The organism is Luteimonas sp. TWI662 (assembly GCF_039673825.1).
Taxonomy (GTDB): domain Bacteria; phylum Pseudomonadota; class Gammaproteobacteria; order Xanthomonadales; family Xanthomonadaceae; genus Luteimonas.
The window spans coordinates 33,975-56,287 of sequence record NZ_JBDJMI010000006.1; the positions used below are offsets into that span (position 1 = coordinate 33,975).

General features: G+C 70.1%; 20 protein-coding genes. 11 read left to right on the forward strand and 9 right to left on the reverse strand.

The features are described 5' to 3' along the window. Window positions 1-76: 76 nt before the first annotated feature. The gene (locus ABE488_RS06305; protein WP_346447531.1) at window positions 77-919 is read right to left on the reverse strand and encodes an AraC family transcriptional regulator; all 843 of its coding nucleotides are present in this window, start codon (window positions 917-919) and stop codon (window positions 77-79) included. 177 nt (window positions 920-1,096) lie between these two features. On the opposite strand from ABE488_RS06305, the gene ABE488_RS06310 reads away from it, so the two are divergent. After that, a complete protein-coding gene (locus ABE488_RS06310) occupies window positions 1,097-1,927 on the forward strand; it encodes an oxidoreductase (protein WP_346447532.1) in 831 nt (276 codons plus the stop codon). Window positions 1,928-1,985: 58 nt separating this feature from the next. Here the strand turns inward: ABE488_RS06310 and ABE488_RS06315 are convergent, their stop codons facing one another. Next, entirely contained in the window at window positions 1,986-2,510 is a 525-nt protein-coding gene (locus ABE488_RS06315; RefSeq protein ID WP_346447593.1) for a YqiA/YcfP family alpha/beta fold hydrolase, read from the reverse strand. Between the two features lie 17 nt (window positions 2,511-2,527). Next, window positions 2,528-3,031 (reverse strand): MOSC domain-containing protein, encoded by a 504-nt coding sequence (locus ABE488_RS06320; RefSeq protein ID WP_346442338.1) that lies wholly within the window; start codon window positions 3,029-3,031, stop codon window positions 2,528-2,530. 95 nt (window positions 3,032-3,126) lie between these two features. Here ABE488_RS06320 and ABE488_RS06325 point away from each other — a divergent pair, with 95 nt between their 5' ends. From ABE488_RS06325 to ABE488_RS06340, 4 genes are all read left to right on the forward strand, one after another. Then, window positions 3,127-3,699, forward strand: coding sequence for an N-acetylmuramoyl-L-alanine amidase (locus ABE488_RS06325; protein ID WP_346447533.1), 573 nt, complete (start codon window positions 3,127-3,129; stop codon window positions 3,697-3,699). 76 nt (window positions 3,700-3,775) lie between these two features. Continuing rightward, window positions 3,776-4,663 carry an acyl-CoA thioesterase II gene (gene tesB / locus ABE488_RS06330; protein ID WP_346442336.1) on the forward strand — a complete coding sequence of 296 codons (888 nt, stop codon included), beginning with the start codon at window positions 3,776-3,778 and terminating at the stop codon, window positions 4,661-4,663. Between the two features lies 1 nt (window position 4,664). Then, window positions 4,665-5,498, forward strand: coding sequence for a hypothetical protein (locus ABE488_RS06335; protein ID WP_346447534.1), 834 nt, complete (start codon window positions 4,665-4,667; stop codon window positions 5,496-5,498). Between the two features lie 115 nt (window positions 5,499-5,613). Continuing rightward, window positions 5,614-6,795 (forward strand): RNA polymerase sigma factor, encoded by a 1,182-nt coding sequence (locus tag ABE488_RS06340; protein ID WP_346447535.1) that lies wholly within the window; start codon window positions 5,614-5,616, stop codon window positions 6,793-6,795. A 155-nt stretch (window positions 6,796-6,950) separates the two neighbouring features. Here the strand turns inward: ABE488_RS06340 and ABE488_RS06345 are convergent, their stop codons facing one another. Continuing rightward, window positions 6,951-7,613: an EF-hand domain-containing protein gene (locus tag ABE488_RS06345; protein ID WP_346447536.1), complete on the reverse strand. Its 663-nt coding sequence runs from the start codon at window positions 7,611-7,613 to the stop codon at window positions 6,951-6,953. Window positions 7,614-7,760: 147 nt separating this feature from the next. On the opposite strand from ABE488_RS06345, the gene ABE488_RS06350 reads away from it, so the two are divergent. The 6 genes from ABE488_RS06350 (at window position 7,761) to ABE488_RS06375 (ending at window position 14,732) form a co-directional block, all read left to right on the forward strand. Further along, window positions 7,761-8,513, forward strand: a complete 753-nt coding sequence (locus ABE488_RS06350) for an arginyltransferase (RefSeq protein WP_346447537.1) — start codon at window positions 7,761-7,763, stop codon at window positions 8,511-8,513. Window positions 8,514-8,521: 8 nt separating this feature from the next. Further along, a complete protein-coding gene (locus tag ABE488_RS06355) occupies window positions 8,522-9,748 on the forward strand; it encodes an endonuclease/exonuclease/phosphatase family protein (protein WP_346447538.1) in 1,227 nt (408 codons plus the stop codon). A 144-nt stretch (window positions 9,749-9,892) separates the two neighbouring features. Beyond that, window positions 9,893-11,149 carry an HlyD family efflux transporter periplasmic adaptor subunit gene (locus ABE488_RS06360; RefSeq protein WP_346447539.1) on the forward strand — a complete coding sequence of 419 codons (1,257 nt, stop codon included), beginning with the start codon at window positions 9,893-9,895 and terminating at the stop codon, window positions 11,147-11,149. Then, window positions 11,149-13,257, forward strand: a complete 2,109-nt coding sequence (locus tag ABE488_RS06365; protein ID WP_346447540.1) for a peptidase domain-containing ABC transporter — start codon at window positions 11,149-11,151, stop codon at window positions 13,255-13,257. The genes ABE488_RS06360 and ABE488_RS06365 overlap by 1 nt, the downstream gene beginning before the upstream one ends. A gap of 136 nt (window positions 13,258-13,393) precedes the next feature. Further along, a complete protein-coding gene (locus ABE488_RS06370; RefSeq protein ID WP_183426482.1) occupies window positions 13,394-13,552 on the forward strand; it encodes a hypothetical protein in 159 nt (52 codons plus the stop codon). Window positions 13,553-13,625: 73 nt separating this feature from the next. Further along, the gene (locus ABE488_RS06375) at window positions 13,626-14,732 is read left to right on the forward strand and encodes a hypothetical protein (protein WP_346447541.1); all 1,107 of its coding nucleotides are present in this window, start codon (window positions 13,626-13,628) and stop codon (window positions 14,730-14,732) included. 655 nt (window positions 14,733-15,387) lie between these two features. On the opposite strand, the gene pnp is transcribed toward ABE488_RS06375, so the two are convergent. The 5 genes from pnp to infB form a co-directional block, all read right to left on the reverse strand. Next, window positions 15,388-17,496: a polyribonucleotide nucleotidyltransferase gene (pnp, locus tag ABE488_RS06380; RefSeq protein WP_346447542.1), complete on the reverse strand. Its 2,109-nt coding sequence runs from the start codon at window positions 17,494-17,496 to the stop codon at window positions 15,388-15,390. A 121-nt stretch (window positions 17,497-17,617) separates the two neighbouring features. Then, window positions 17,618-17,881, reverse strand: coding sequence for a 30S ribosomal protein S15 (gene rpsO, locus ABE488_RS06385; protein WP_183426485.1), 264 nt, complete (start codon window positions 17,879-17,881; stop codon window positions 17,618-17,620). Window positions 17,882-18,031: 150 nt separating this feature from the next. After that, entirely contained in the window at window positions 18,032-19,003 is a 972-nt protein-coding gene (gene truB / locus ABE488_RS06390) for a tRNA pseudouridine(55) synthase TruB (RefSeq protein ID WP_346447543.1), read from the reverse strand. Window positions 19,004-19,163: 160 nt separating this feature from the next. Then, a complete protein-coding gene (gene rbfA, locus ABE488_RS06395; RefSeq protein WP_241945861.1) occupies window positions 19,164-19,526 on the reverse strand; it encodes a 30S ribosome-binding factor RbfA in 363 nt (120 codons plus the stop codon). A gap of 124 nt (window positions 19,527-19,650) precedes the next feature. After that, complete coding sequence (infB, locus tag ABE488_RS06400; RefSeq protein ID WP_346447544.1) at window positions 19,651-22,254, reverse strand: translation initiation factor IF-2; 2,604 nt, start codon at window positions 22,252-22,254, stop codon at window positions 19,651-19,653. Window positions 22,255-22,313 lie beyond the last annotated feature (59 nt).

Genomic DNA, 22,313 nt, shown 5'->3' on the forward strand with positions numbered 1-22,313 from the left:
CGCCCCGGCCGATGACGCGCGTGCGGCCCGATCGTCACGCGCTGACCGCTGACGGGGGTCGCGCGCGTGGCGCCGCTCAATGCGAGGCGACGAAACCACCGCCGGGCGCAGCCGGGGGCACGGCGAAATCGGCGCGCATGCGCGCGACCTCCGCCCGTGGCGGCCGGCCGAACAGCCGTTTGAACTCGCGATTGAACTGCGACGCACTCTCGTACCCCACCGCATGACAGGCGGCCGTGGCGGTCATCCCGTCGCGCGCCATCAGCACGCGCGCCTGGTGCAGGCGGATCGATTTCAGATACTGCATCGGCGCGACCTGGGTCACGGCCTTGAAATGGGCATGGAACGACGGTGCGCTCATGCCGGCCGCCTGCGCCAGTTGCGCGACGTCGAGCCGCCGGGCGTGATCGCGATGGATGCGCTGCAGCGCCCGGCCGATGCGGCCGAACTGGCCCTGCTGGGCCAGCGCCGCGCGCAGCGTCTGCCCTTGTGGTCCGGTCAGCACACGGAAGTACAGCTCGCGTACGAGCGCGCGGCCGAGGATCGCCGCGTCCAGCGGCCGGCTCAGCACCTGCAGCAGACGCTGCAGGGTCTGGCGCAGCGTGTCATCCATCGGGCTGGACACCAGGCTCCTGGGCGCCTGCGCAGGCGGCACGCCGCCGGCGTGTTCGATCTCGAGCATCAGGCTCGCGGCGAGCGGCACGTCCAGATGCAGGTACAGCGCCAGCAATGGCCGCTCCGCGCTGCCCTCGGACTGCATGGTGAAGGGCACCGGCACCGAGACGGCGAGGTAGTGCTGCTCGTCGTAGACGAACACCTCGTCGCCGAAGTACCCCCGCTTGGCGCCCTGGCACACGAAGACGATGCCGGGATCGTAGAGCACGGGCGTGAGCGTCAGCGGCCGGTCCGACCGCAGCACCCGCACATCCGCAAGGCCGTCAGGGTGTAGCCCTCCCGCGGCGCCAGGGCGCGCAGCAGCGCGACAGAATCGAGTGCAGCATTCATAGAAATAGGCAATCAAAGCAGACGTTTCGGCGTCGTGACTGCAGGGTGTCAATAGCATCCTGCAGGCCTTCATTGAACTCCGGAGCGTGCGATGGCGCAGCCGAAAATCGTGCTCATCACCGGCGTCAGCAGCGGCTTCGGCCGTGCGCTTGCCCAAGCTGCGCTGGTCGCCGGCCATCGCGTCGTGGGCACGGTCCGCAGTTCACAGGCGCGGCAGACGTTCGAAGCATTGGGCGCCGGTGCGGTGGGCCGGGTCCTGGATGTGACCGACTGCGATGCCATTGCCGGCGTCGTCGACGCGATCGAGGCCGACATCGGGCCGCTGGACGTGCTGGTCAACAACGCGGGCTACGGCCACGAGGGGGTGCTGGAGGAATCCGCAATGGACGCGTTGCGCCGGCAGTTCGACGTCAACGTGTTCGGCACGGTCGCGATGATCAAGGCCGTGCTGCCCGGGATGCGCCGGCGGCGGCGCGGACACATCGTCAACATCACTTCGATGGGCGGTTTCATCACGATGCCCGGCATCGCCTACTACTGCGGCAGCAAGTTCGCGCTGGAAGGTATTTCCGAGGCACTGGGCCAGGAGGTTGCGCCCCTGGGCATCCACGTCACCGCGGTTGCGCCCGGGTCGTTTCGCACCGATTGGGCGGGCCGTTCGATGGTGCGCACGCCGCGCAGCATCGCCGACTACGACGCGCTGTTCGACCCGATCCGCGAAGCGCGCCGGTCCAGGAGCGGCCACCAGCCGGGCGACCCGGCCAAGGCCGCGCGCGCCATCCTGGCCATGCTCGACGCGCCGCGTCCGCCGACGCACCTGCTGCTGGGCAGCGATGCACTCGACCTGGTGCGCGGCAAGCTCGCCACTCTCGAAGCCGAACTGGCCGCCTGGGAGACGGTGACCCGATCGACGGACGGCTGATCGCCGCGCCTCGCCCCCCCGCAGCCTGGTGTTCGGCGCAAGCCCTGCGCGCGCCGCCCTAGAGCCGCACCAGCAACTCGGCAAAGGCCTGCGCCGAGGCCGCGACGTGCGCGCCCAGGCGGTGGTCGTCGTCGACCAGCAGCAGCCGACCCCGGCGCGCGCGGGTCCAGTCGACGACATCGGCGGCCGGGATCAGCTCGTCGTGCCAGCCGTGGATCACCGACAGCGGCACCTCGGCGGCCTGCAACGGATGCGCGGCGTCGAGCCGGACCGGCGGCGCCATCAGGAACAGCGCCGCGACCGGCACCCGTTGCGAGACGTGCCCGGCGATCCAGGCGCCCAGGCTGGAGCCGGCCAGCACCAGCGGGCCGCGCGCGGCCGCGGCGGTCGCGGCCTGCATCAGCCGCTCGATGCGCGCGGCGACATCGCCCAGCGGGCTCACCTCGCGCCGCGCGTCCAGATCGGTGTAATCGGGCCGCTCGTGGGTCCAGCCCAGCGCCTCGGCCGCCTGTGCCAGCGCGGTCACCTTGGTCGCGTCCGGCCCGCTCTCGAAGCCGTGCGAAAGGATGCAGTGGCCTTGCATCGGCGTGCGCCGCGCGCTCATGCGGCGGCCTCCCAGTGCACGGCGTCGCCGACGCGCAGCGTGCCGCCCTGCACGATCCGCGCGCACAGCCCGCCCATGCCGCGCATCGCGTTGTAACCGCCCGCCCCCAGCGCGGTCTCCATGCGCGAGCACGGGTCGCAGGGATCGGTGCCTTCGAACACGACCTCGCCGATCCGAAAGCGCCGGCCCTTGAAGGCGATCAGCGGAATGCCCGAGACCACCAGGTTGCGGCGCAAGGTCATCGGCGCGACGGCGTCCCGGCCGCTGAATGCAGCGATCGCCGGCAGGTGCTCGGCCTGGATCAGGGTGGCGCCGCGCTTGCCGCTGCCACCGGCGTAGCGGTCGCCGGCCAGGCCTGCGCCCGCATGTGCCTGCGCGGTCTCGACGACCGTCATCGGCACATCGCGTGCCGGACGCAGGCCGATCCAGTCGAGCCGGCCGGCGCGGGGAAACTGCGTCATCAAGGCGTGGAGCGGGGAATCGGCGGGCGGAAGTCTCATCGCGGCAATGGTAGCCCGGAACGCCTTTCGGACACGCGCACGTGCCAAGTCCAACAGTGCGTTCGCGCCGTGCGATCCGGGCTACCATCCGCGCCATGTCCACCGCCGCGCCCTTCTCGACCATCGTGCAGCAGCCGCTGCCCTACGTGGACCGGCTGCCGCGACGTGCGCGCACCGACATCGCGCTGGTGGTGATCCACTGCACCGAGTTGCCGGACCTGGCGACCGCCCGCAATTACGGCGAGCGCGTGCTCTACGCGGCCGGCACCGGCAACAGCGGACATTGGTACATCGACCGCGACGGCACGATCGTCGAGTACGTGCCCGCCGAGCACGTCGCCCACCATGTGCGCGGCCGCAACGCCGAATCGGTGGGCATCGAGCTGGTCAACCGCGGGCGCTTCCCGCACTGGCTCGACTCGCGCCATCAGGCGATGGACGAGCCCTACACCGACGCGCAGATCGAGGCCCTGGTGGCGTTGCTGCGGCAGCTGTGCGACACGTTGCCGTCGCTGCGCGAGATCGCCGGCCACGAAGACCTCGATGTCGAGCAGGTGCCTGCCAGCGACGATCCGCAGCGCCGTGTACCGCGCAAGCGCGACCCCGGCCCGCACTTCCCCTGGGACAAGGTGCTGGCGCAGGTGCCGTTGCGGCGCGCCGTCGCCTGAACGACGCGATCGGGGCCGGGCATCGGACGCCCCCTATAATCGTCCGCCCGGTGCCGCCCGCCACGACCCTGCCGCGATGACCCCGCCCGTTTCGGAACTGATCGACCTGCTTTCGCTCGAGCGCCTCGAGGACAATCTGTTCCGCGGCCAGAGCCGCGACATCGGCACCAAGTACGTGTTCGGCGGCCAGGTGCTCGGCCAGGCGCTGTCGGCCGCGCAGGCGACGATGACCGCGCCGCGCCCGGCGCATTCGCTGCATGCCTATTTCCTGCGCGCCGGCGATGTCGACGCGCCGATCGTCTACGACGTCGACCGCACCCGCGACGGTGGCAGCTTCTCGGTGCGCCGCGTCACCGCGATCCAGCACGGCAAGGTGATCTTCTTCTGCGCGGCCTCGTTCCAGGAGGCCGAAGCCGGCGCCACGCACCAGTTGACGATGCCCGAAGTGCCCGCGCCCGAGGACATCGCCCCGCAGGACCCGCTGCCGGCCGAAGTGCTGGCCCGACTGCCGGTCAAGGTCCAGCGCTGGCTCGACCGCAGCGGCCCGTTCGAGTTCCGCCACGTGTATCCGCGCGACGAATTGCAGCCGCCCAAGCGCCCGCCGTTCCAGCAGGTGTGGTTCCGGCTGTCGGAGCGCGTCGGCGATGCGCCGTCGCTGCATCGCGCGCTGCTGGCCTACGCCTCCGACTTTCATCTGCTGGGCACTGCCACCTTCCCGCACGGCATCAGTTACTACCAGCCGAACGTACAGATGGCCTCGCTCGACCACGCGCTGTGGTTCCATCGTCCGTTCCGGGTCGACGAGTGGCTGCTGTATTCGCTCGACAGCCCGAGCGCACAGGATGCGCGAGGGCTGGCCCGCGGCCAGATCTTCGACCGCACAGGGCGCTTGGTCGCCAGCAGCGCGCAGGAAGGCATGATCCGCGTGCGCCCCGACGCACCGCCGGCCCCGGCGGCCGACTGACATGCGCCAGGTCTTCTCCAGCGCGCGCCTGGAAAACGTCGAGCGCGTTGCCGAGATGCTGCGCGCCGAAGGCATCGAGGTGCAGATCAGCAACGGCCGCTCCTACAAGGGCAACCGGCGCGGCACCTTCAGCTATCGCGACCAGGCCGCCGGCCCCCGCCCCGCGGTCTGGGTGACGCGCTCGGAGGACCAGCCGCGCGCCCGCGCGCTGCTGCGCGACACCGGCCTGCTGCAGACCCAGCCCTCGACGCGCAGCTACCTGACGCAGGGCGAACTGACGTTCGCGGCCGACAACGCACCGCCGCCCCGCCGGGGCCTGAGCCGGGCGGCGAAGATCCGCTACGCATTGCTGGGCGGCGCAGTCGTGGTGATCGGGCTGTCCTGGTGGTCGCGGCCGTCACCCGAGGCACCGGCGCCGGCACCCGCCGCCACGCCGGTCGCCGAGCAGGGCCCGGCGCTGGACATGCTGCCGCAGACGGTCGAGGCCGGCGTGTTCCGCATCCCGGTGCCGCAGGCGTTGGCCGCGACGGTGCTCACCGATGCGCTGCGCGCGCAATCGGGCCCGGTCTGCGTGGCCGTCGACGGCGATACCCCGACCGCCCCGCTGCTGGCCGAGCTCGAGGCCGGCTATGCGCAGGTGCTGCCAGCCTCGGCATGCACGGGCGGCGACGGCCAGGCCGCGTGGCTGGAAGTGCGCAACTACCGCACCGACGGCTCGGGCCGGGGCACAGTGGAGTTGTCGAGCGGGGGCACCGACGCCGCCCAGGGCGTGATCACGCACACCTTCGACGTCCAGCGGCAAGGCCGCGACTGGCACTTCGCGCCGGCCAAGTAGCCGGGACTCGTCGCCGGTCGCTGCGCGCGGGCGCCGGGATGGGGCATGATCGGCGGGTCGGTCACATCCGGCCACCGGGCTGCGTCCTAGTCAGATCCTCCGCTGGAAGCGACCGATGTCCGCGATTGCCGTCGACCCGAGCCTCGAAGACCGGATCCACCTGGAGCTGCCCGCCGCGCGCGACGGCGACCAGGCCGCGTACGGTCGCATCGTGCGGCTGAGCCAGAACGCGACGACCGCGATCGCCCTGGCGATCACCCGCGACGTGCAGGCCAGCCAGGACATCGCCCAGGAAGCCTACTTCAAGGCCTGGCAGCAGCTCGGGCGGCTGCAGAACCCCACCAGCTTCCTGCCGTGGCTGCGCCAGATCACCCGCAATCTCGCGCGCGATCACCTGCGCGCGCGCCGCGAACGGCTGGTCGCCGGCGAGGCTGCGGAGCTCGCGATCGCGCAGGCCGCCGATCCCGATGGCTGTCCGATGCAGCAGATCATCGACGACGAGAGCGGGCGCGTGGCCGCCGACCTGATCTCCGAACTGCCCGACGACAGCCGCGAAGTGTTGTTGCTGTACTACCGCGAGGGCGGCAATTCCCGCCAGGTCGCCGCCCTGCTCGGTCTGTCGGATGCGGCCGTGCGCAAGCGCCTGTCGCGCGCGCGGCGCAGTCTGCGCGAGGACCTGATGGCGCGCTTCCGCGAGTTCGCGACGAGTTCCGCGCCTGGCACGGCGTTCACGCTGCTCGTGACCGCAGGCCTGATGAGCTTCGCCAAACCCGCCACGGCGGGCACCGCCGCGGGCGTCGCCGCCGGCGCTGCATTCGGCACGAGCATCGCGGGCAAGGCGGCGCTCGGCAGCGCCAGCGCGCTGGGCGCGGCCGGCGTCTCGCTGGTCTTCGGCGGCCTGACGCTGTGGCTGTGCCGGAAGATGGTCGCGCGCTATGCCGACACCGAGGCCGAGCGCCGGGCGATCCTCAAGCTCTACGACAGATGGTTCGTGTGGGGCTCGCTGGCCGGCGGCCTGCTGAGCGCCGGCATCGGCTTCATGACGGCCAGCAGCCACATCGCGGACGGCTGGATCCTGCTGTCGGTCGCGATCGCGCTGTTCCTCTACAACTATCCGCTCCTGACCAGCATGCCGCGCCTGATGAATCCGCTGATTGCGCGCGACATCGCACGCGATCCCAAGGGCGGCGCGCGGCGTGCACTGGGCTATCGCCTGATGTTCGGCTCCAGCGGCCTGATCCTGACGAATGTCGGCCTGATCGGCGTGCTGCTGATCTTCTGGCTCAGGACGGCCTGATCGGACACACGCGCGACGCAGGCCGGTGTCGCGTGGCGCGCGCCGTCCATCGAAGATTCGCGGTCGCCCCGATCCGCACGAAGAAGTCCGTCCGCCGCTGAAACAGGAGAGGCCGCGCAGTGCGCGGCCTCTTGTTGACGACTTGTTCTGCCGACTCAGCGCTGCGGACGCGCCGGACGCAGTTCCTCGCGGCTGAGGAAGCCGTCGCGGTTGTCGTCCAGCCAGTCGAAGCGTCCGGCCAGTCGCGGCATCTTCTCGGCGACTTCGACGCGGCTCAGCTTGCCGTCGTTGTTGAGGTCGGTCTCGCGGAACTTCGCATCGAAACGACGCTCGCCCTCGGCGCGGCGCTCCGCGGCCTTCGCGATGTGCCAGGCACGCAGTTCGCTGCGGGTCAGATAGCCATCGCGGTTGGTATCGATGGCATCGAAGTTGGCGACCAGATCGAAGCCGTCGCCCTTGTGCGAACGCGCGCCGGGCCCGCGCTGCGGGCGTTCGCCGCGTGCCGCCGCCGGCGGTTCCGCGCGCGGTGCGTCGCCACGTGCCGTACGTTCGGCGCGGTGCGCGTCGCGACGTGCCTGCATGGCCTGCTGCGCAGCCTGCGCTTCGGCGCGACTGATGCGGCCATCCTTGTCGATGTCGAATCGCGCGAGCGCGTCGACGCGATCGCCGCCGTGACCGCGCATGCCGTGGCCGCGATGACGCTCGCCGTCGGGCTTGGTCGCCTGCGTGCCGGCTGCAGGGTTCTGCGCAGCCGCAGCGCCGATGGTGGTGATGGAGAGTGCCGCCAGCAGTGCGGTGGTGATGAGGCGCTTCTTCATGTTGATGTCCCGTTGCCGCGGCACCGTGCCGCTATGCAGGGATCAACGCGCCGGCCATGCGATCCGTTGACGCGGCGTCGGCCTGGTTCAGCCGGCAGCCGGCGAACCGGTCGCGCCGCCTGCGACGCGCGTCGGTATCCTCGCCGCATGCACGACGCCCCGCCGCCCGATCCCGCCCCCGACGCTGCGGCCAGCGATCTGCGCCTGTTCCACACGGCGCCACATGCCTGCGGGTACTGGCCTGAACGCGAAGCCCGTGATCTGGTGCTCGACCCGCACGATCCCCGCCTGGCCCATGTCTACACCCAGGCCCTGGGCTGGGGCTTCCGCCGCTCAGGCGACATCGTCTATCGCCCGCACTGCGCGCACTGCCGCGCGTGCGTGGCGGTGCGCATTCCGGTCGAGGACTTCACGCCCAACCGCAGCCAGCGCCGCGCACTCGCGCGCAATGCCGACATCGAATCGCGCGTGGTGCCGGCCGAACGCAACGACGAGCGCCTGGCGCTGTACCGGCGCTATCTCGTCTCGCGACATCCGGCCGGCGGCATGGACGACCATGGTGCGCACGAGTTCGACCAGTTCCTGATCGGCAGCTGGAACGAGGGCCGCCTGCTGGAACTGCGCCTGCACGGGCAGCTGGTGGGGGTTGCTGTGACCGATCTCATCGAGGATGCGCTGTCGGCCGTCTACACTTTCTACGACCCCGACTTCGTGTCACGCGGCCTCGGCACACTGGCGATCCTGCGCCAGATCACCTGGGCGCAGCGCGACCGCAGGCGATACCTGTATCTCGGTTACTGGATCGAAGGACACCGCAAGATGGACTACAAACGCAATTTCCAGCCGCTCGAAGGCTTCGATGGACGCCAGTGGCGCGCGATGACGGCGTGGGCACGATGAGGCGCGGCATGCTCTGGCTGCTGCTCGTCGTCGTCGCGCTGGGACTGGCCGCCTGCGTCCGGGTGCATGTACACGGCGACCGCCCGACCACGGCCTCGCCGCCCGCGCCGGCCGCCGGCGCGCTGCGCATCGCCACCTACAACACCTCGCTCAACAGCGACGTGCCCGGCGGTCTGCTGCAGCGGCTGCAGGGCGACGACGCGGGCGCGCGCAAGGTCGCCGCCGTGCTGCAGCGAGTGCGTCCGGACATCGTGCTGCTCAACGAGTTCGACTACGTCGCCGACGGCAGCGCGGCGACGCTGTTCCAATCCCGCTGGCTCGAGCGCGCACAACCGGGCGGCGGCGCACCGCTGCACTATCCCTACCGCTATCTGGCTGCGGTCAACACCGGCGTGCAGAGCGGTCTGGACCTCGACGGCAATGGCACCGTTGGCGGCGAGGGCCGCGACCGCGGCAACGACGCCTGGGGCTACGGCCTGCATCCGGGCCAGTACGGCATGCTGCTGCTCTCGCGCTATCCCATCGACGCCGAGGCCGCGCGCACGTTCCAGTTGCTCAAGTGGAGCGCGATGTCCGATGCGCAGCGCCCGCGCGACCCGGCGACCGGCGCGCCGTTCCATCCCGACGCGGTGTGGGCGCAGCTGCGACTGTCGTCCAAATCGCACTGGGACGTGCCGGTGCGCACGCCCACCGGCGTGCTGCACGTGCTCGCCTCCCATCCCACGCCACCGGCGTTCGACGGGCCGGAGAAGCGCAACGTTGCGCGCAACCACGACGAGATCCGCTTCTGGCAGGACTATCTGTCGCCGGGCGCGCACGACTGGCTGTGCGACGATGCGGGGCGCTGCGGTGGCCTGGCCGCCGGTGCCCGGTTCGTGATCCTGGGCGACCTCAACAACGACCCGGTCGACGGTGCCGGTGCGCACGAGGCGATCGTCGGTCTCCTCGAACACCCGCGCGTGTTGCGGATGGCCACGCCGCGCAGCGAAGGCGCGGTCGAGGCGGCCGCGCGCGATGGCGGCGCCAATCTCGAGCACCGCGGCGCGGCCGCGCACGACACCGGCAGCTTCGGCCCGCGGGTGGGCAACCTCCGGCTCGACTACGTGCTGCCGTCGGTGGGCCACGTCCCGCTCGCCAGCGGCGTGTTCTGGCCGCCCAGCGACACCCCGCATGCCGAGATCGTCGACGGGACCGACCACCGCCTGGTCTGGGTGGACGTCGCCGACGGCGGCTGACGGCCGGCCATTGCGTCCCGGCCAAGCGCCGTGCGGCGATCGCGACAGTGCGACCGCCGCCATGCTGGCGATCACGGCGCCGCCCGTGCACCATCGGGGGATGCCGCCCGCCGCACCGCCCCGCCAGCACGAGTCCTGCGCCCGATGAGCACGGGGCTGTTCCGCGACGAGGTGCTGCGCGCGCGCCGCGAGGCCTGGCTCGGCACCGTGAGCCTGCCGGTGCCGCGCCGCGGCTGGCTGCTCGCCGCGCTCGGTGGCGCTGCGCTGCTGGTGATCGCCGCGACGCTGGCGTTCGGCAGCTTGCACCGGACGGTGCGCGCCTCGGGCACGCTGCAACCCGCCGAAGGCCTGCAGCGTGTGCAGGCGCCCGAGGCCGGCGTCGTCGTCCGCGTCCACGTGACCGACGGCGCGATCGTCGCAGCCGGAGATCCCTTGCTCGACATCGCGGTCGATCGCGACCTCGCTGATGGTGGCGCGCCACTGTCGGCACGGGTGGCCGAGAGCCTGGAGGCCGAACGCACGCGCCTGCGCGCGGCGCTGCAGACCTTCGACGTTGCGCAGCCGGCCCGCGAAGCCGACCTGCAGGCGCGGCTGGCGACGCTGGTCGACGAGGCCGGCTCGGCGCGCGACGAGATCGCGCTGCGCGAGCGCCAGGCCGCCAATGCCGAAGATGTGTTCGCACGGCTGCAGCCGTTGCGCGAGGCGCGGATCGTCAGCGAGGTCCAGGTCCAGCAGTACGAGAACCAGGCCCTGGAAGCGCGCGCCGCGCTCGGCGCTGCCCGGCGTGCGGGCCTGGAGGCCGAGCGCCGGCTCGCCGATGGACGTCGCAGCCTGCGCGAGCAGGCACTGTCCCAGGCCAACGAGCGCGGCACGCTGGCCCAGGCGTTGGCCGACCTGGACCGTGGCGATGCCGAGAACCGCGCACGCGGCACGATCCGGCTGCGCGCCCAGCGCCCGGGCGTGGTCAGCACCTCGGGGTTGTCGATCGGCAGCCCGGTGGCCGCGGGCGAGCCGTTGCTGACGATCGTGCCCAATGACGCGCGCTTCGTCGCCGAACTGTGGGTGCCCGCGCAGGCGGTCGCGCACCTGGCGCCGGGGCAGCGCGTGAAGATGCGCTACGACGCCTTCCCGCACCGTCGTTACGGCCAGCAGCCGGGCACGATCGTCAGCGTGGCCCGTGCTGCACAGTCCGCGCCGCCACATGCGCGCACCGGCGCCGACGCCAGCGTGCCGCTGTACCGCGTGCTGGTGCGGCCCGACCATCAGAACGTGCCAGGCGCCGACGCCGCGTTGCGCACCGATATCGGGGTCGACGCCGACTTGATTCTCGAACGCCAACGGCTGTACCAGCGCCTGTTCGGCGATCGCTTCGCCCGCCCCACCGTCGCCCGAGCCGACTGATGGCCCTGTCTTCCCGTCGACGCGTGCCCGTCGTGCAGCAGAACGAGATCGCCGAATGCGGGCTGGCCTGCCTGGCGATGGTCGCGGTGCATCAAGGCCACGATCTCGACCTGGCGGCGATGCGCCGGCGGTTTCCGATTCCGATCCAGGGCGCGAGCCTGTCGCGGCTGATGGCGATCGCCCGCGAGCTCGGTCTCGAAGCGCGCCCGTTGCGCACCGAACCCGAGCATCTGCACACGCTCCAGGCGCCGTGCGTGTTGCACTGGGACCTCAATCATTTCGTCGTGCTCGTGCGCGTGTCGCGCGGCCAGGCGCTGATCCACGATCCGGCACGCGGCGCGGTGACGATGCCGCTGGCCGAACTGGGCCGGCACTTCACCGGCGTGGCGCTGGAACTGACGCCAGCCGCCGATTTCGCCCCGGTCTCCGACCGTACCCGAGTGCCGCTGCGCGCGCTGTTCGGCCGAATCTCCGGCATCGGCCCGGCGGCGACGCAGATCCTGCTGCTGGCGCTGTCGCTGGAACTGTTCACGCTGCTGCTGCCCCTCGCCCTGCAGTGGACGATCGACGGCGTGCTGGTCACCGCCGATACCAGCCTGTTGACGCTGATCGGGCTGGGTTTCCTCGGCGTGGTCGCGTTCCAGGCGACGATCGCGGCGGTGCGCGGCTGGCTGGTGGCCGACCTGGGCGCCTCGCTCAATGCGCAGTGGATCGGCAACCTGTTCGCGCACCTGTTGCGGTTGCCGCTGGACTACTTCGAGAAGCGCAGCGCCGGCGGCGTGCTGTCGCGTTTTCTGTCGGTGCAGTCGGTCCAGCAGACCCTGACCGGCAGCTTCGTCGAGGCGGTGCTCGACGGGCTGACCGTGCTGCTGGTGTTCGCGCTGCTGCTGTTCTACAGCGGGCCGCTGACCGCCCTGGTGCTGCTGGCCTTCGCGCTGTACGCGCTGCTGCGCTGGCTTGCCTACCGGCGCCTGCGCGACCTCAAGGAGACCCAACTGGTCCACCTGGGGCGGCAGCAGAGCCAGATGATCGAGTCGATCGGCGGCATCCAGACCATCAAGCTCGCGGGCCTGGAGGCCGCGCGCCTGGCGCGACTGCGCAACGCGACGCTGGAGGTCGCCACGCGCGAGGCCGCGATCGCGCGCACGACTGCGACCTTCGGCGCGCTCTCCAAGCTGATCTTCGGCTTGATGCGCGTGGGCCTGATCTGGCTGGGCGCGCTGTTGGTGCTCGATGGCCGGTTCACCGCCGGCATGATGGTGGTCTTCGTCACCTACGCCGACTTGCTGGCCACGCGCGGCGGGGCGCTGGTCGACAAGTTGGTCGAGTTCCGCTTGCTGGGCATGCACGGCGAACGCATCGCCGACGTCGCGCTGGCCGCGCCCGAGGCCGATGTCCAGGCTGTGCATTCGGGCCCCGACCCCGCGCCCGAGCTCACGATCGAGGGCGTGTCGTTCCGCTACGACGAGAGCGGCCCCTGGGTGCTGCGCGACTGCTCGCTGCGAATCAACGCCGGCGAGTCGGTGGCGATCACCGGCGCATCAGGGTCAGGCAAGACCACCCTCGCCAAGCTGATCCTCGGCCTGCTGGCGCCCAGCGAGGGCCGCATCCTGATCGATGGCGTCGACATCCGGCACCTGGGCCTGGCGCGCTACCGCGCCCGCTTTGGCGTGGTGATGCAGGACGACGTGCTGTTCGCCGGCTCGATCGCCGACAACATCAGCGTGTTCGATCCCGATGCGACGCTGGACCGGATCGAGAACGCCGCACGGATCGCGCAGATCCACGACGACATCGCCGCGATGCCGATGGGCTATGAATCGCTGGTCGGCGACATGGGCTCGGCCTTGTCGGGCGGCCAGAAGCAGCGCGTGATCATCGCCCGCGCGGTGTATCGCCAGCCCGATCTGCTGCTGCTCGACGAGGCCACCAGCCATCTCGACGTGCCGCGCGAGCGCGCGGTCAATGCGCTGATCGCCGACCTGCACGCGACCCGCATCATCATCGCGCACCGCACCGAGACCGTGCGCAGCGCCGATCGCGTCGTGCGGCTGGTGAATGGGCGCGTCGTCGAAGACGACGGCGCGGACGACACCAACGGTACCTGACCGTCGGCATCGAAAGTCCGGAAACACGACGTAGGTCCGGAATCCGGGGTTCCGCATCGTCCCTGCAGGCGACTAGCATCGAAGACGCCGGAACCGGACCGGCCCCTTTCGATCCGGACAAGCCACTGGAGGAAACATGAGCCATCAAGACGCGCAGCATGTCCGCCCCATCGCACGCCTCGCGGCCCGCGAGCTGACCGAGGACGAGGTCGCCGCTGTCGCCGGCGGCAAGCCCGACCACACCCACGCCACCGGCCCCAACGGCGACGATCCGGGCGACCCGGGCGTCGTCTGACCCGCTGCGAGCCCTGCGCGGCCGGCCGTCCCCCGACGGTCGGCCGCATTGCATTCCAGATGCCGCCAACGCCATGACCGCCCCTCTGATCGTGTCGTCGCTCGCGCACGACATCCATGCCGCCGCCGCGTGCTGGGGGCTGCGTCGCACGGGCCTTGCGCCGCGCTGGATCGCCGGCTGGCACGCTGGCGCGCCGACGCTGGAGATCGCGTCCGACGGCGCCCCGACCGTCGACGGCTGGGGACCTGACGGCATGCCGCGCAGCGTGTGGTTCCGACGCCCGATGCCACCGGCGCAGTTGCCGGGCGTGGCCGAGCCCGACCAGCGTTTCGTCGGCGACGAGTGGCGCCGCTTCGCCGGCAATCTGCATGCGATCGCCGGCGACGTGGCCGGGCCACTGTGGGTCAATCCGCCGGCATCGGCCCTGCACGCCGAGCACAAGCTCGTCCAATTGCAGGCCGCCGCGCAACTCGGCCTGCCGGTCCCAGCCACACTGATATCCAGCGATCCGGCGCGCATTCGCGCGTTTGTCGCGCGCCACGGCCGGGTCGTCTACAAACCATTTCAGACACACAGTTGGCAGGATGCGGACGGTCGGTTGTTCAGCACCTACGCGCGCGTCGTCGATGCGCAGATGCTCGCCTCCGACGCGAGTCTGCAGCTCTGTCCGGGGATCTACCAGCAGGCGATCGACAAGGTCTGCGACCTGCGGGTGACGGTGATCGGCGCGCACGTGTTCGCCGCGCGCCTCGACGCGCCGCACGATGACGACGTGGTCGACTGGCGTTCGGCCTCGATCGCCGGTGCGGTGGAGACGTCCGCTTACGCACTCCCCGCCTTCTGGCACGACGGTCTGCTCGCGCTGCATCGCAAGCTCGATCTCGCGCTGGGGTGCGTCGACCTCGTCGTCGATCGCAGCGGCGCGCTGCACTTCATCGAGGTCAACCAGGCGGGGCAGTTCCTGTTCCTGGAGCAGGCGTCACCGGAGCTTCCGCTGCTGCGCACGCTATGCGCATTGCTCGCGCAGGGCCGGCTGGATTGCGATCCGGCCGCGATGCCGGACGATGTCGGCTTCGCGTCCTATCTCGACAGCGCGGTCTACGCCGACTGGTGGGCCGAGGTCGCACCGCGCCTGCACACCGCCGGCACCGTGCCGCCAGGCGTCAGCCTCGAGGACTGAGCGGCGCACCCGCACTTTCTCGCACGTCGAAACGAGCACGCAGTGTTGACACAGGGCGCTCTACTTCGGATGGGCAGCCGCCTGCCGGCCGGAAGCCGTTTTCACCTCGGTCAAGGCCGCTTCGCGGTCCAGCCACGCGAAGCACGCGTGGCGTTCGCATGGATGCGCGGCAGTGCCGCGCATGCCATCCATGCTCACCCTGCCTTGACTCGGGCGCGCGCCCGCTCCGCTTCGCGGATCGGTCCGGCCCGGCGCAGCACGCCGGGCGTTCGCCCGCTCGCGCGGCATGCCGCGCAAACAGAGCGGGCTCACCCATGGCGCGCTCGACGCGGCCACCGGCCGCCAGTCCGCTGCAGCAGACGAATACACCGCGACTTCGGTAGACGCCTCGCGTCCGCTGGAAGAAGTCGTACGCCTTCGGACTCAGTGCGTCGTGCTGGTCGGGGATTGCGATAGCGGGCCAGGGATGGCCCGCGGCGGCGAGTCAGCCATGGATGGCTGACCGAGCCGGTGAGCAGTCCCCGGCCGGCGCGACGCGCTCTCCGGAGACGAACGCCCGATCGAGCGCGCAGAAGCAGGATGACCGCAACTTCGCAAAGAACCAAAAAAAGCGGGCCTTTCGGCCCGCTTTTTCTTCGGCTCGTAACGCCAGGCCTTACTCGGCCGGCGTGCCCTCGCCTTCGGCAACGGCCTTCATCGACAGGCGGATGCGGCCCTGCTTGTCGACTTCCAGCACCTTGACCTTGACCACGTCGCCTTCCTTGAGCACATCGCCGACCTTCTCGACGCGCTCGTTGGAGATCTGCGACACGTGGACCAGACCGTCCTTGCCGGGGGAGATCGTCACGAACGCACCGAAGTCCATCAGCTTGACGACCTTGCCCTCGTAGATACGGCCCGGCTCGACGTCGGAGGTGATCTGCTCGATCCGCGACTTCGCGGCCTGGCCGGCAGCGCCGTTGACCGAAGCGATCGTGATCGTGCCGTCGTCCTGGATGTCGATCTGGGTGCCGGTCTCCTTGGTGATCGCCTGGATGACCGAACCGCCCTTGCCGATGACCTCGCGGATCTTGTCGGGGTGGATCTTCATCGTGATCAGGCGCGGCGCGAACTCGCTGAGCTCGGCACGCGGGGTGGTCAGCGCGCTGCTCATCTCATTGAGGATGTGCAGACGGCCTTCCTTCGCCTGTGCCAGCGCGACCTTCATGATCTCCTCGGTGATGCCCTGGATCTTGATGTCCATCTGCAGCGCCGAGATGCCGTTCGTGGTGCCGGCGACCTTGAAGTCCATGTCGCCGAGGTGATCCTCGTCGCCCAGGATGTCGGACAGGACGACGAAGTCGTCGCCTTCCTTGATCAGGCCCATCGCGATACCCGCGACCGGCGCCTTGACCGGCACGCCGGCGTCCATCAGCGCCAGCGACGAACCGCAGACCGAGGCCATCGACGAGGAGCCGTTCGACTCGGTGATCTCCGACACGACGCGGATCGTGTACGGGAACTCTTCCATCGTCGGCATCACCGCGAGCACGCCGCGCTTGGCGAGGCGGCCGTGGCCGATCTCACGACGCTTCGGGCCCATCATGCGGCCGGCCTCACCCACCGAGTAGGGGGGGAAGTTGTAGTGGAACAGGAAGTGTTCCTTGTACTCGCCGGCGACCGAATCGATGATCTGGCCATCGCGGGCGGTGCCCAGCGTGACGGCGACGATCGCCTGGGTCTCGCCGCGGGTGAACAGCGCCGAGCCGTGGACGCGCGGCAGCACGCTGACCTTCGAGCTGATCGGACGCACGTCCGCCGGGCCGCGGCCGTCGATGCGCTTCTTGGTCTTGAGGACCGAGTTGCGCATGGTCTGGTATTCCTGCTCGCCGAACTCCTTCGACAGGTCGCCCTGCGACCAGGCATTGGCCTCGGCGTGCGGCGCGATGGTTTCGAGGATCGCCTTCTTGAGCTTGGAGATGGCGTCCTTGCGCTCGAGCTTGTCACGCACCTGGAACGCGCCCGCGAGCTGCTCGCCAATGGCGGTGCGCAGGGTCGAGATCAGGCCTTCATCGGCGGCCGGAGCCTGCCAGTCCCACTTCGGCTTGCCGGCTTCGGCGACGAGCTCGTTGATCGCGGCGATCGCGACCTGCTGCTGCTGGTGACCGAACACCACCGCGCCAAGCATCACGTCTTCCGACAGCTCCTTGGCTTCGGACTCGACCATCAGCACCGCCTTGGCGGTACCGGCGACGACGAGCTCGAGCTCGGAATCGACCAGCTCGCTGGTCGTGGGGTTGAGCAGGTACTGGCCGTTCTTGTAGCCGACCTTCGCCGCGCCGATCGGGCCGTCGAACGGCGCGCCCGACAGCGACAGGGCGGCCGAGGCGCCGATCAGGGCGAGGATGTCGCCGTCGACCTCGGGGTTGAGCGACATCACCGTGGCGATGACCTGAACCTCGTTGCGGAACCCTTCGGGGAACAGCGGGCGGATCGGACGGTCGATCAGGCGCGCGGTCAGCGTCTCCTTCTCGGTCGCGCGACCTTCGCGCTTGAAGAAGCCGCCCGGGATCCGGCCGCCTGCGTAGAACTTCTCCTGGTAATCGACGGTCAGCGGGAAGAAATCCTGCCCTTCGCGCGCGGTCTTGTTGGCGACCGCGGTGACCAGCACCTGCGTGCCTTCGCACGAGACCATGACCGCACCGCCGGCCTGGCGGGCGATCTCGCCGGTTTCGAGCGTCACCGTCTGGTTACCGAACTGGAAGCTCTTTGTCACTTTTGCCACGTTGAATTCCCTTGATGACTCTTGCGATGGACCGGACGGAACCCTTGCCCCGACCGGGCGGACGCTGCACGCGCCCAAAAAACGACCGCGGCGCATTTCTGCGCCGCGGGGGGAGACGGGTTCAGCGACGCAGGCCGAGCTTCTCGATCAGCGCCTTGTAGCGGTCTGCATCCTTGCGGTGCAGATAGTCGAGCAGACTGCGACGGCGATTGACCATCATCAGCAGGCCGCGGCGGCTGTGGTGGTCCTTCTTGTGCGTCTTGAAGTGCTCGGTCAGGTGCACGATACGTGCGGTCAGCAGGGCGACCTGGACTTCCGGCGAGCCGGTGTCGTTGTCGCCGCGCTTGTGTTCTTCGATGATCTTGCTGTTGTCGATCGTGGTCATGTGTTCGCTCTTGACGCGCGTCCCGCAGAGACAGCGACGGATCAACCGTCACGTACCGCCCGGACCGCCTGTGGATGGAGAGTGCATTTCGCCTGGAAAAAGGCGGCCAAGATTGTATCGCCTGCGGCCTGCCCGAACAAGGCGACCTATTCAGTCCGGCACGCCCGCACGCCGGAACATGCGCCGCGGCCACAGGCTGCCGTCGCCCTGCACCTGCGCCAGCCCCTCGGCGCGTGCGTTCGGTCCGAAGACCGCGACCTCGCCGGTCGCCGCGAACGGGCCGGGCAGCGACTGCCCGTTCTGCAGCCGGGCCGCCTGGCGGGCGTCGACGTGGACCGCCGGCCAGGCCAGCATCCCGGCCTCCAGCTCCAACAGGCAGGCCTCGAGCTGGTGCTCGCCGCGCGCGGCGAGCGCCTGGAGTTCGTCGAGCGTCCACATCCTGGGATCGCGGAACGGGTCGACCCACAGCCGGCGCAACTGCGCGACGTGCGCGCCGCAGCCCAGCAGTTCGCCAAGGTCGCGGACCAGGCTGCGCACATAGGTGCCCGAGCCGCACTCCACGTGCAGGCGCAACTGCGGCGCCCCCCCTGGGTCGAGCACGCCGTCGAGCAGGTCGGCCGCCGACTGCAGTTCGAAGGCGTGCACATCGACCGGCCGCGACTCGACCTCCACGGCCTCACCGCGGCGGGCCTTGGCGTACAGCGGTTCGCCGCCGCGCTTGAGCGCCGAATAGATCGGCGGGCGCTGGTCGATGCGACCGGTCAGGCGCCGCAGCGCGGCGTCGATCGTGGCCAGATCCAGCGGCGGCACCGGCCGCTCGCGCAGCAGTTGGCCGGCCGCATCGTCGGTATCGGTGACCTGGCCGAGCCTGGCGACGGTGGTATAGGCCTTGCGGGCGCCCAGCAGCCCGCCGGCGATCTTGGTCGCCTCGCCGAAACAGATCGGCAGCAGCCCGGTCGCCAGCGGATCGAGGCTGCCGGTGTGGCCGCCCTTCTCGGCGCGGAACAGATGGCGCACGCGCTGCAGGGCCTGGTTGGAGCTCAGGCCGCCCGGCTTGTCGAGCAGCAGGATGCCGTCGAGCTTGCGGAACTTGGTGCGCGGGCGGGACTGGGGACGGCTCATCGGATATCGGCGGACGAAAACAAGAACGACGTCCCGCAGGACACGGGCGGCGTCATGGCCGCAGCGTGGGCGTCCGACGCCCTGCGTGCGGCCTCGTATCGAGCCACGACGACCATGCGGCACCGACGAACGCCGGGCCGCCGGTTCACGACGATCGCGGTCAGGCCCGCTCGCCGCCGTCGTCGAGATCGCGCAGCAAATGGTCGATGCGCTCGCCGCGATCGACCGAATCGTCGTAGTGGAAATGCAGCTCGGGCACGTGGCGCAGCTTGACCGCGCGCGCGAGACGGAAGCGGATTTCGGGTGCGACCGCCTTGAGCCCCTTCAGCGCCTCGGCCGCGCGCTCGGACTGCAGCGCGGTCACGAACACCTTGGCGTGGGCCATGTCGCGCGTGACCTCGACGTCGGACACGCTCACCGACGGCAGGCCATGCTCGGACACGGCCTCGCGGACCAGGGTGCCGAGTTCACGGCGAAGCTGGGCGGAGACGCGGTCGGTGCGGTGGAAGGATTTGGTTGGCACGTGATTCGTAGTTCGTGATTCGTCAGGGGGGTGCGAAAAGCTTGCTCGATCCTGCGATGGAGTGCGGACCCGTGACCCGCGTTCGCGGATCACGAATCCTTCATCGCCGATCGGTCGCGGACGCTTACAGCGTCCGCTGCACCTCGATGCGCTCGAAGCACTCGATCTGGTCGCCGGCCTTGACGTCGTTGTAGGCCTTCACGCCGATGCCGCACTCGGTGCCGTTGCGCACCTCGTCGACGTTCTCCTTGAAGCGGCGCAGCGATTCGAGTTCGCCTTCGAACACCACGGTGTTGTCGCGCAGTACACGGATCGGCTTGGAGCGCTTGACCACGCCCTCCACCACCATGCAGCCGGCCACGGCACCGAACTTGGAGCTGCGGAAGACGTCGCGGACCTCGGCGATGCCGATGATCTCCTCGCGGATCTCCATGCCCAGGATGCCGGACGCGACCTGCTTGACCTGGTCGATCACATCGTAGATCACCGAGAAGTAGCGCAGGTCCAGACCGTTGCCTTCGATGACCTTGCGCGCCGAGGCGTCGGCACGGACGTTGAAGCCGATGATCGTCGCCTTCGCCGCCGCGGCCGAGTTGGCATCCGACTCGGTGATGCCGCCCACGCCCGAGACGATGATGTTGACGCGGATCTGATCATTCGACAGCGCGGTCAGGGCCTGCTTGAGCGCCTCCACCGAGCCCTGCACGTCGGCCTTGACGACCAAGTTGAGCGACAGCTGCTGCTCGGCCTGGCCCATCTGCGCCATGATGTCTTCCATGCGGTTGCCCGCTGCCTGCACAAGACGCGTCTCGCGGCGCTTGGCCTCGCGCTGCTGGGCGACGTCCTTGGCCAGGCGCTCATCGGCGACGACGACGAAATCGTCGCCGGCGTCGGGCACGCCCGACAGGCCGAGCACCTGCACCGGGATCGACGGCCCCGCGGTCTGCACCTGGGTGCCGGTCTCGTCGAACAGCGCACGCACGCGGCCGTACTGCACGCCGCAGACCAGGTAGTCGCCGCGGGCCAGCAGGCCCTGCTGCACGAGCACCGTCGCCACCGGGCCGCGGCCCTTGTCGAGCGAGGACTCGATGACCGTGCCGCTGGCACGGCCTTCGGCGACCGCGCGCAGCTCCAGGATCTCGGCCTGCAGCGAGATCGCATCGAGCAGGTCGTCGACACCGTCACCGGTCTTGGCCGACAGTTCGACCATCTGTGTGTCGCCACCGAAGTCCTCGGCCACGACCTCGTGTTCGAGCAGCTCGTTCTTGACCCGGTTCGGATCGGCATCGGACTTGTCGATCTTGTTGATCGCCACGATCAACGGCACCTTCGCCGCCTTCGCGTGCTTCACCGCCTCGACCGTCTGCGGCATGACGCCGTCGTCGGCCGCGACCACCAGCACCACCAGGTCGGTGAGCTTGGCGCCGCGGGCGCGCATCGAGGTGAACGCCGCATGGCCCGGGGTGTCGAGGAAGCTGATGACGCCCTTGTCGGTTTCGACATGGTAGGCGCCAATGTGCTGGGTGATGCCACCGGCTTCGCCCGAGGCGACCTTGGTGCGCCGGATGTAGTCCAGCAGCGAGGTCTTGCCATGGTCGACGTGGCCCATGATCGTGACCACCGGCGGACGCGCGGCCAGCTCGCCCTGCGACTCGCCGACGTGGGCGATCAGCTCGCTCTCGGCGTCATCGGCATCGGCGCGCACGGCGGTGTGGCCCAGTTCCTCGACCACCAGCACCGCGGTGTCGTGATCGATCGACTGGGTGATCGTCGCCATGACGCCCATCTTGAACAGCGCCTTGACCACGTCGCCGCCCTTCATCGCCAGCTTCTGGGCGAGATCGGCCACGGTGATCGCCTCGCCGATCGCGACTTCGCGCACGACCGGTGCGGTCGGACGCTCGAAGCCGTGCGGACCGGCGCCGCTGCGCGCAGGCGCACTGCCGCGGCGCTGCGGGCCACGGGTCGGCCGGCCGCGCGTGCTGGTGCTGCGGCGCGCCCGGTCGGACGCACTCAGGTGCAACTGTCCGGCGAAGCGCGCGGTGCTGTCGTCGTCCTCGACGCCCGACACCATCGCGTGCGAACCGCGGTTGCCCTTCTTGGCATTGGCGTTGCGGTCGTCGCTGCGCGGCGCCGCCGGCGCCTTGTGCGCATGTGCGTGGCCACCGGCCGGCTTGCGGGCGGTCGCGGCCTCGGCGACGTCCGGCGCGGCGGCCGCAGCCGCGGCAGCCTGGCGCAGCCGCTCGGCTTCGGCCTCGGCTTCGCGCTTGCGCTGCTCGGCCTCGTCGGCACGGCGCTTGTCTTCCTCGGCCAGGCGCTGCTGCTCGGAGAGGTTGCGCTGGCGCGATTCCTCGAGCTTGCGCAGGATCTCGGCGCGCTCGCTGTCGGGATCGACCGGCGCCCCGCCATCGGCAGGCCGACTGAGCGTGACCTTCTTGCGCACGACCACGTCGACCGTCTGGCGGTTCTTGCCGCCGCCGACCGTCAGTTCCTGCTTGCGGCTGCGGCTGAGCGTGATCTTCTTCGGCGCGGAGGTTTCCTCGACCGGGGCATCGCCCTTGCCATGGGCGCGCTTGAGGAAGCCGAGCAGCTTGAGCTTCTCGGCACTGGTCACGACCTGATCGGGGTTGCTGAACTGCATGCCCGCCTCGGACAGCTGTTCGAGCAGTTTCTCGACCGGCGTGTTCACCAGTGCGGCCAGCTTACGGATGGTGGTTTGTTGCGACATTCGTGATTCCGATTCCTTGCGCGCCGCCGCAGGGGGCGGCGCAGTGGATTTGTCATTCT

Bases quoted from the DNA above. Each gene is read 5' to 3' on its own strand.
- ABE488_RS06375 (WP_346447541.1), top strand. From the start codon at position 13,626: ATGACCGCCCCTCTGATCGTGTCGTCGCTCGCGCACGACATCCATGCC.
- ABE488_RS06360 (WP_346447539.1), top strand. From the start codon at position 9,893: ATGAGCACGGGGCTGTTCCGCGACGAGGTGCTGCGCGCGCGCCGCGAG.
- ABE488_RS06345 (WP_346447536.1), bottom strand. From the start codon at position 7,613: ATGAAGAAGCGCCTCATCACCACCGCACTGCTGGCGGCACTCTCCATC.
- ABE488_RS06335 (WP_346447534.1), top strand. From the start codon at position 4,665: ATGCGCCAGGTCTTCTCCAGCGCGCGCCTGGAAAACGTCGAGCGCGTT.
- ABE488_RS06355 (WP_346447538.1), top strand. From the start codon at position 8,522: ATGCTCTGGCTGCTGCTCGTCGTCGTCGCGCTGGGACTGGCCGCCTGC.
- ABE488_RS06340 (WP_346447535.1), top strand. From the start codon at position 5,614: ATGTCCGCGATTGCCGTCGACCCGAGCCTCGAAGACCGGATCCACCTG.
- ABE488_RS06370 (WP_183426482.1), top strand. From the start codon at position 13,394: ATGAGCCATCAAGACGCGCAGCATGTCCGCCCCATCGCACGCCTCGCG.
- ABE488_RS06325 (WP_346447533.1), top strand. From the start codon at position 3,127: ATGTCCACCGCCGCGCCCTTCTCGACCATCGTGCAGCAGCCGCTGCCC.
- ABE488_RS06315 (WP_346447593.1), bottom strand. From the start codon at position 2,510: ATGCAAGGCCACTGCATCCTTTCGCACGGCTTCGAGAGCGGGCCGGAC.
- rpsO (WP_183426485.1), bottom strand. From the start codon at position 17,881: ATGACCACGATCGACAACAGCAAGATCATCGAAGAACACAAGCGCGGC.
- truB (WP_346447543.1), bottom strand. From the start codon at position 19,003: ATGAGCCGTCCCCAGTCCCGCCCGCGCACCAAGTTCCGCAAGCTCGAC.
- tesB (WP_346442336.1), top strand. From the start codon at position 3,776: ATGACCCCGCCCGTTTCGGAACTGATCGACCTGCTTTCGCTCGAGCGC.
- ABE488_RS06365 (WP_346447540.1), top strand. From the start codon at position 11,149: ATGGCCCTGTCTTCCCGTCGACGCGTGCCCGTCGTGCAGCAGAACGAG.
- ABE488_RS06320 (WP_346442338.1), bottom strand. From the start codon at position 3,031: ATGAGACTTCCGCCCGCCGATTCCCCGCTCCACGCCTTGATGACGCAG.
- ABE488_RS06310 (WP_346447532.1), top strand. From the start codon at position 1,097: ATGGCGCAGCCGAAAATCGTGCTCATCACCGGCGTCAGCAGCGGCTTC.
- ABE488_RS06350 (WP_346447537.1), top strand. From the start codon at position 7,761: ATGCACGACGCCCCGCCGCCCGATCCCGCCCCCGACGCTGCGGCCAGC.
- infB (WP_346447544.1), bottom strand. From the start codon at position 22,254: ATGTCGCAACAAACCACCATCCGTAAGCTGGCCGCACTGGTGAACACG.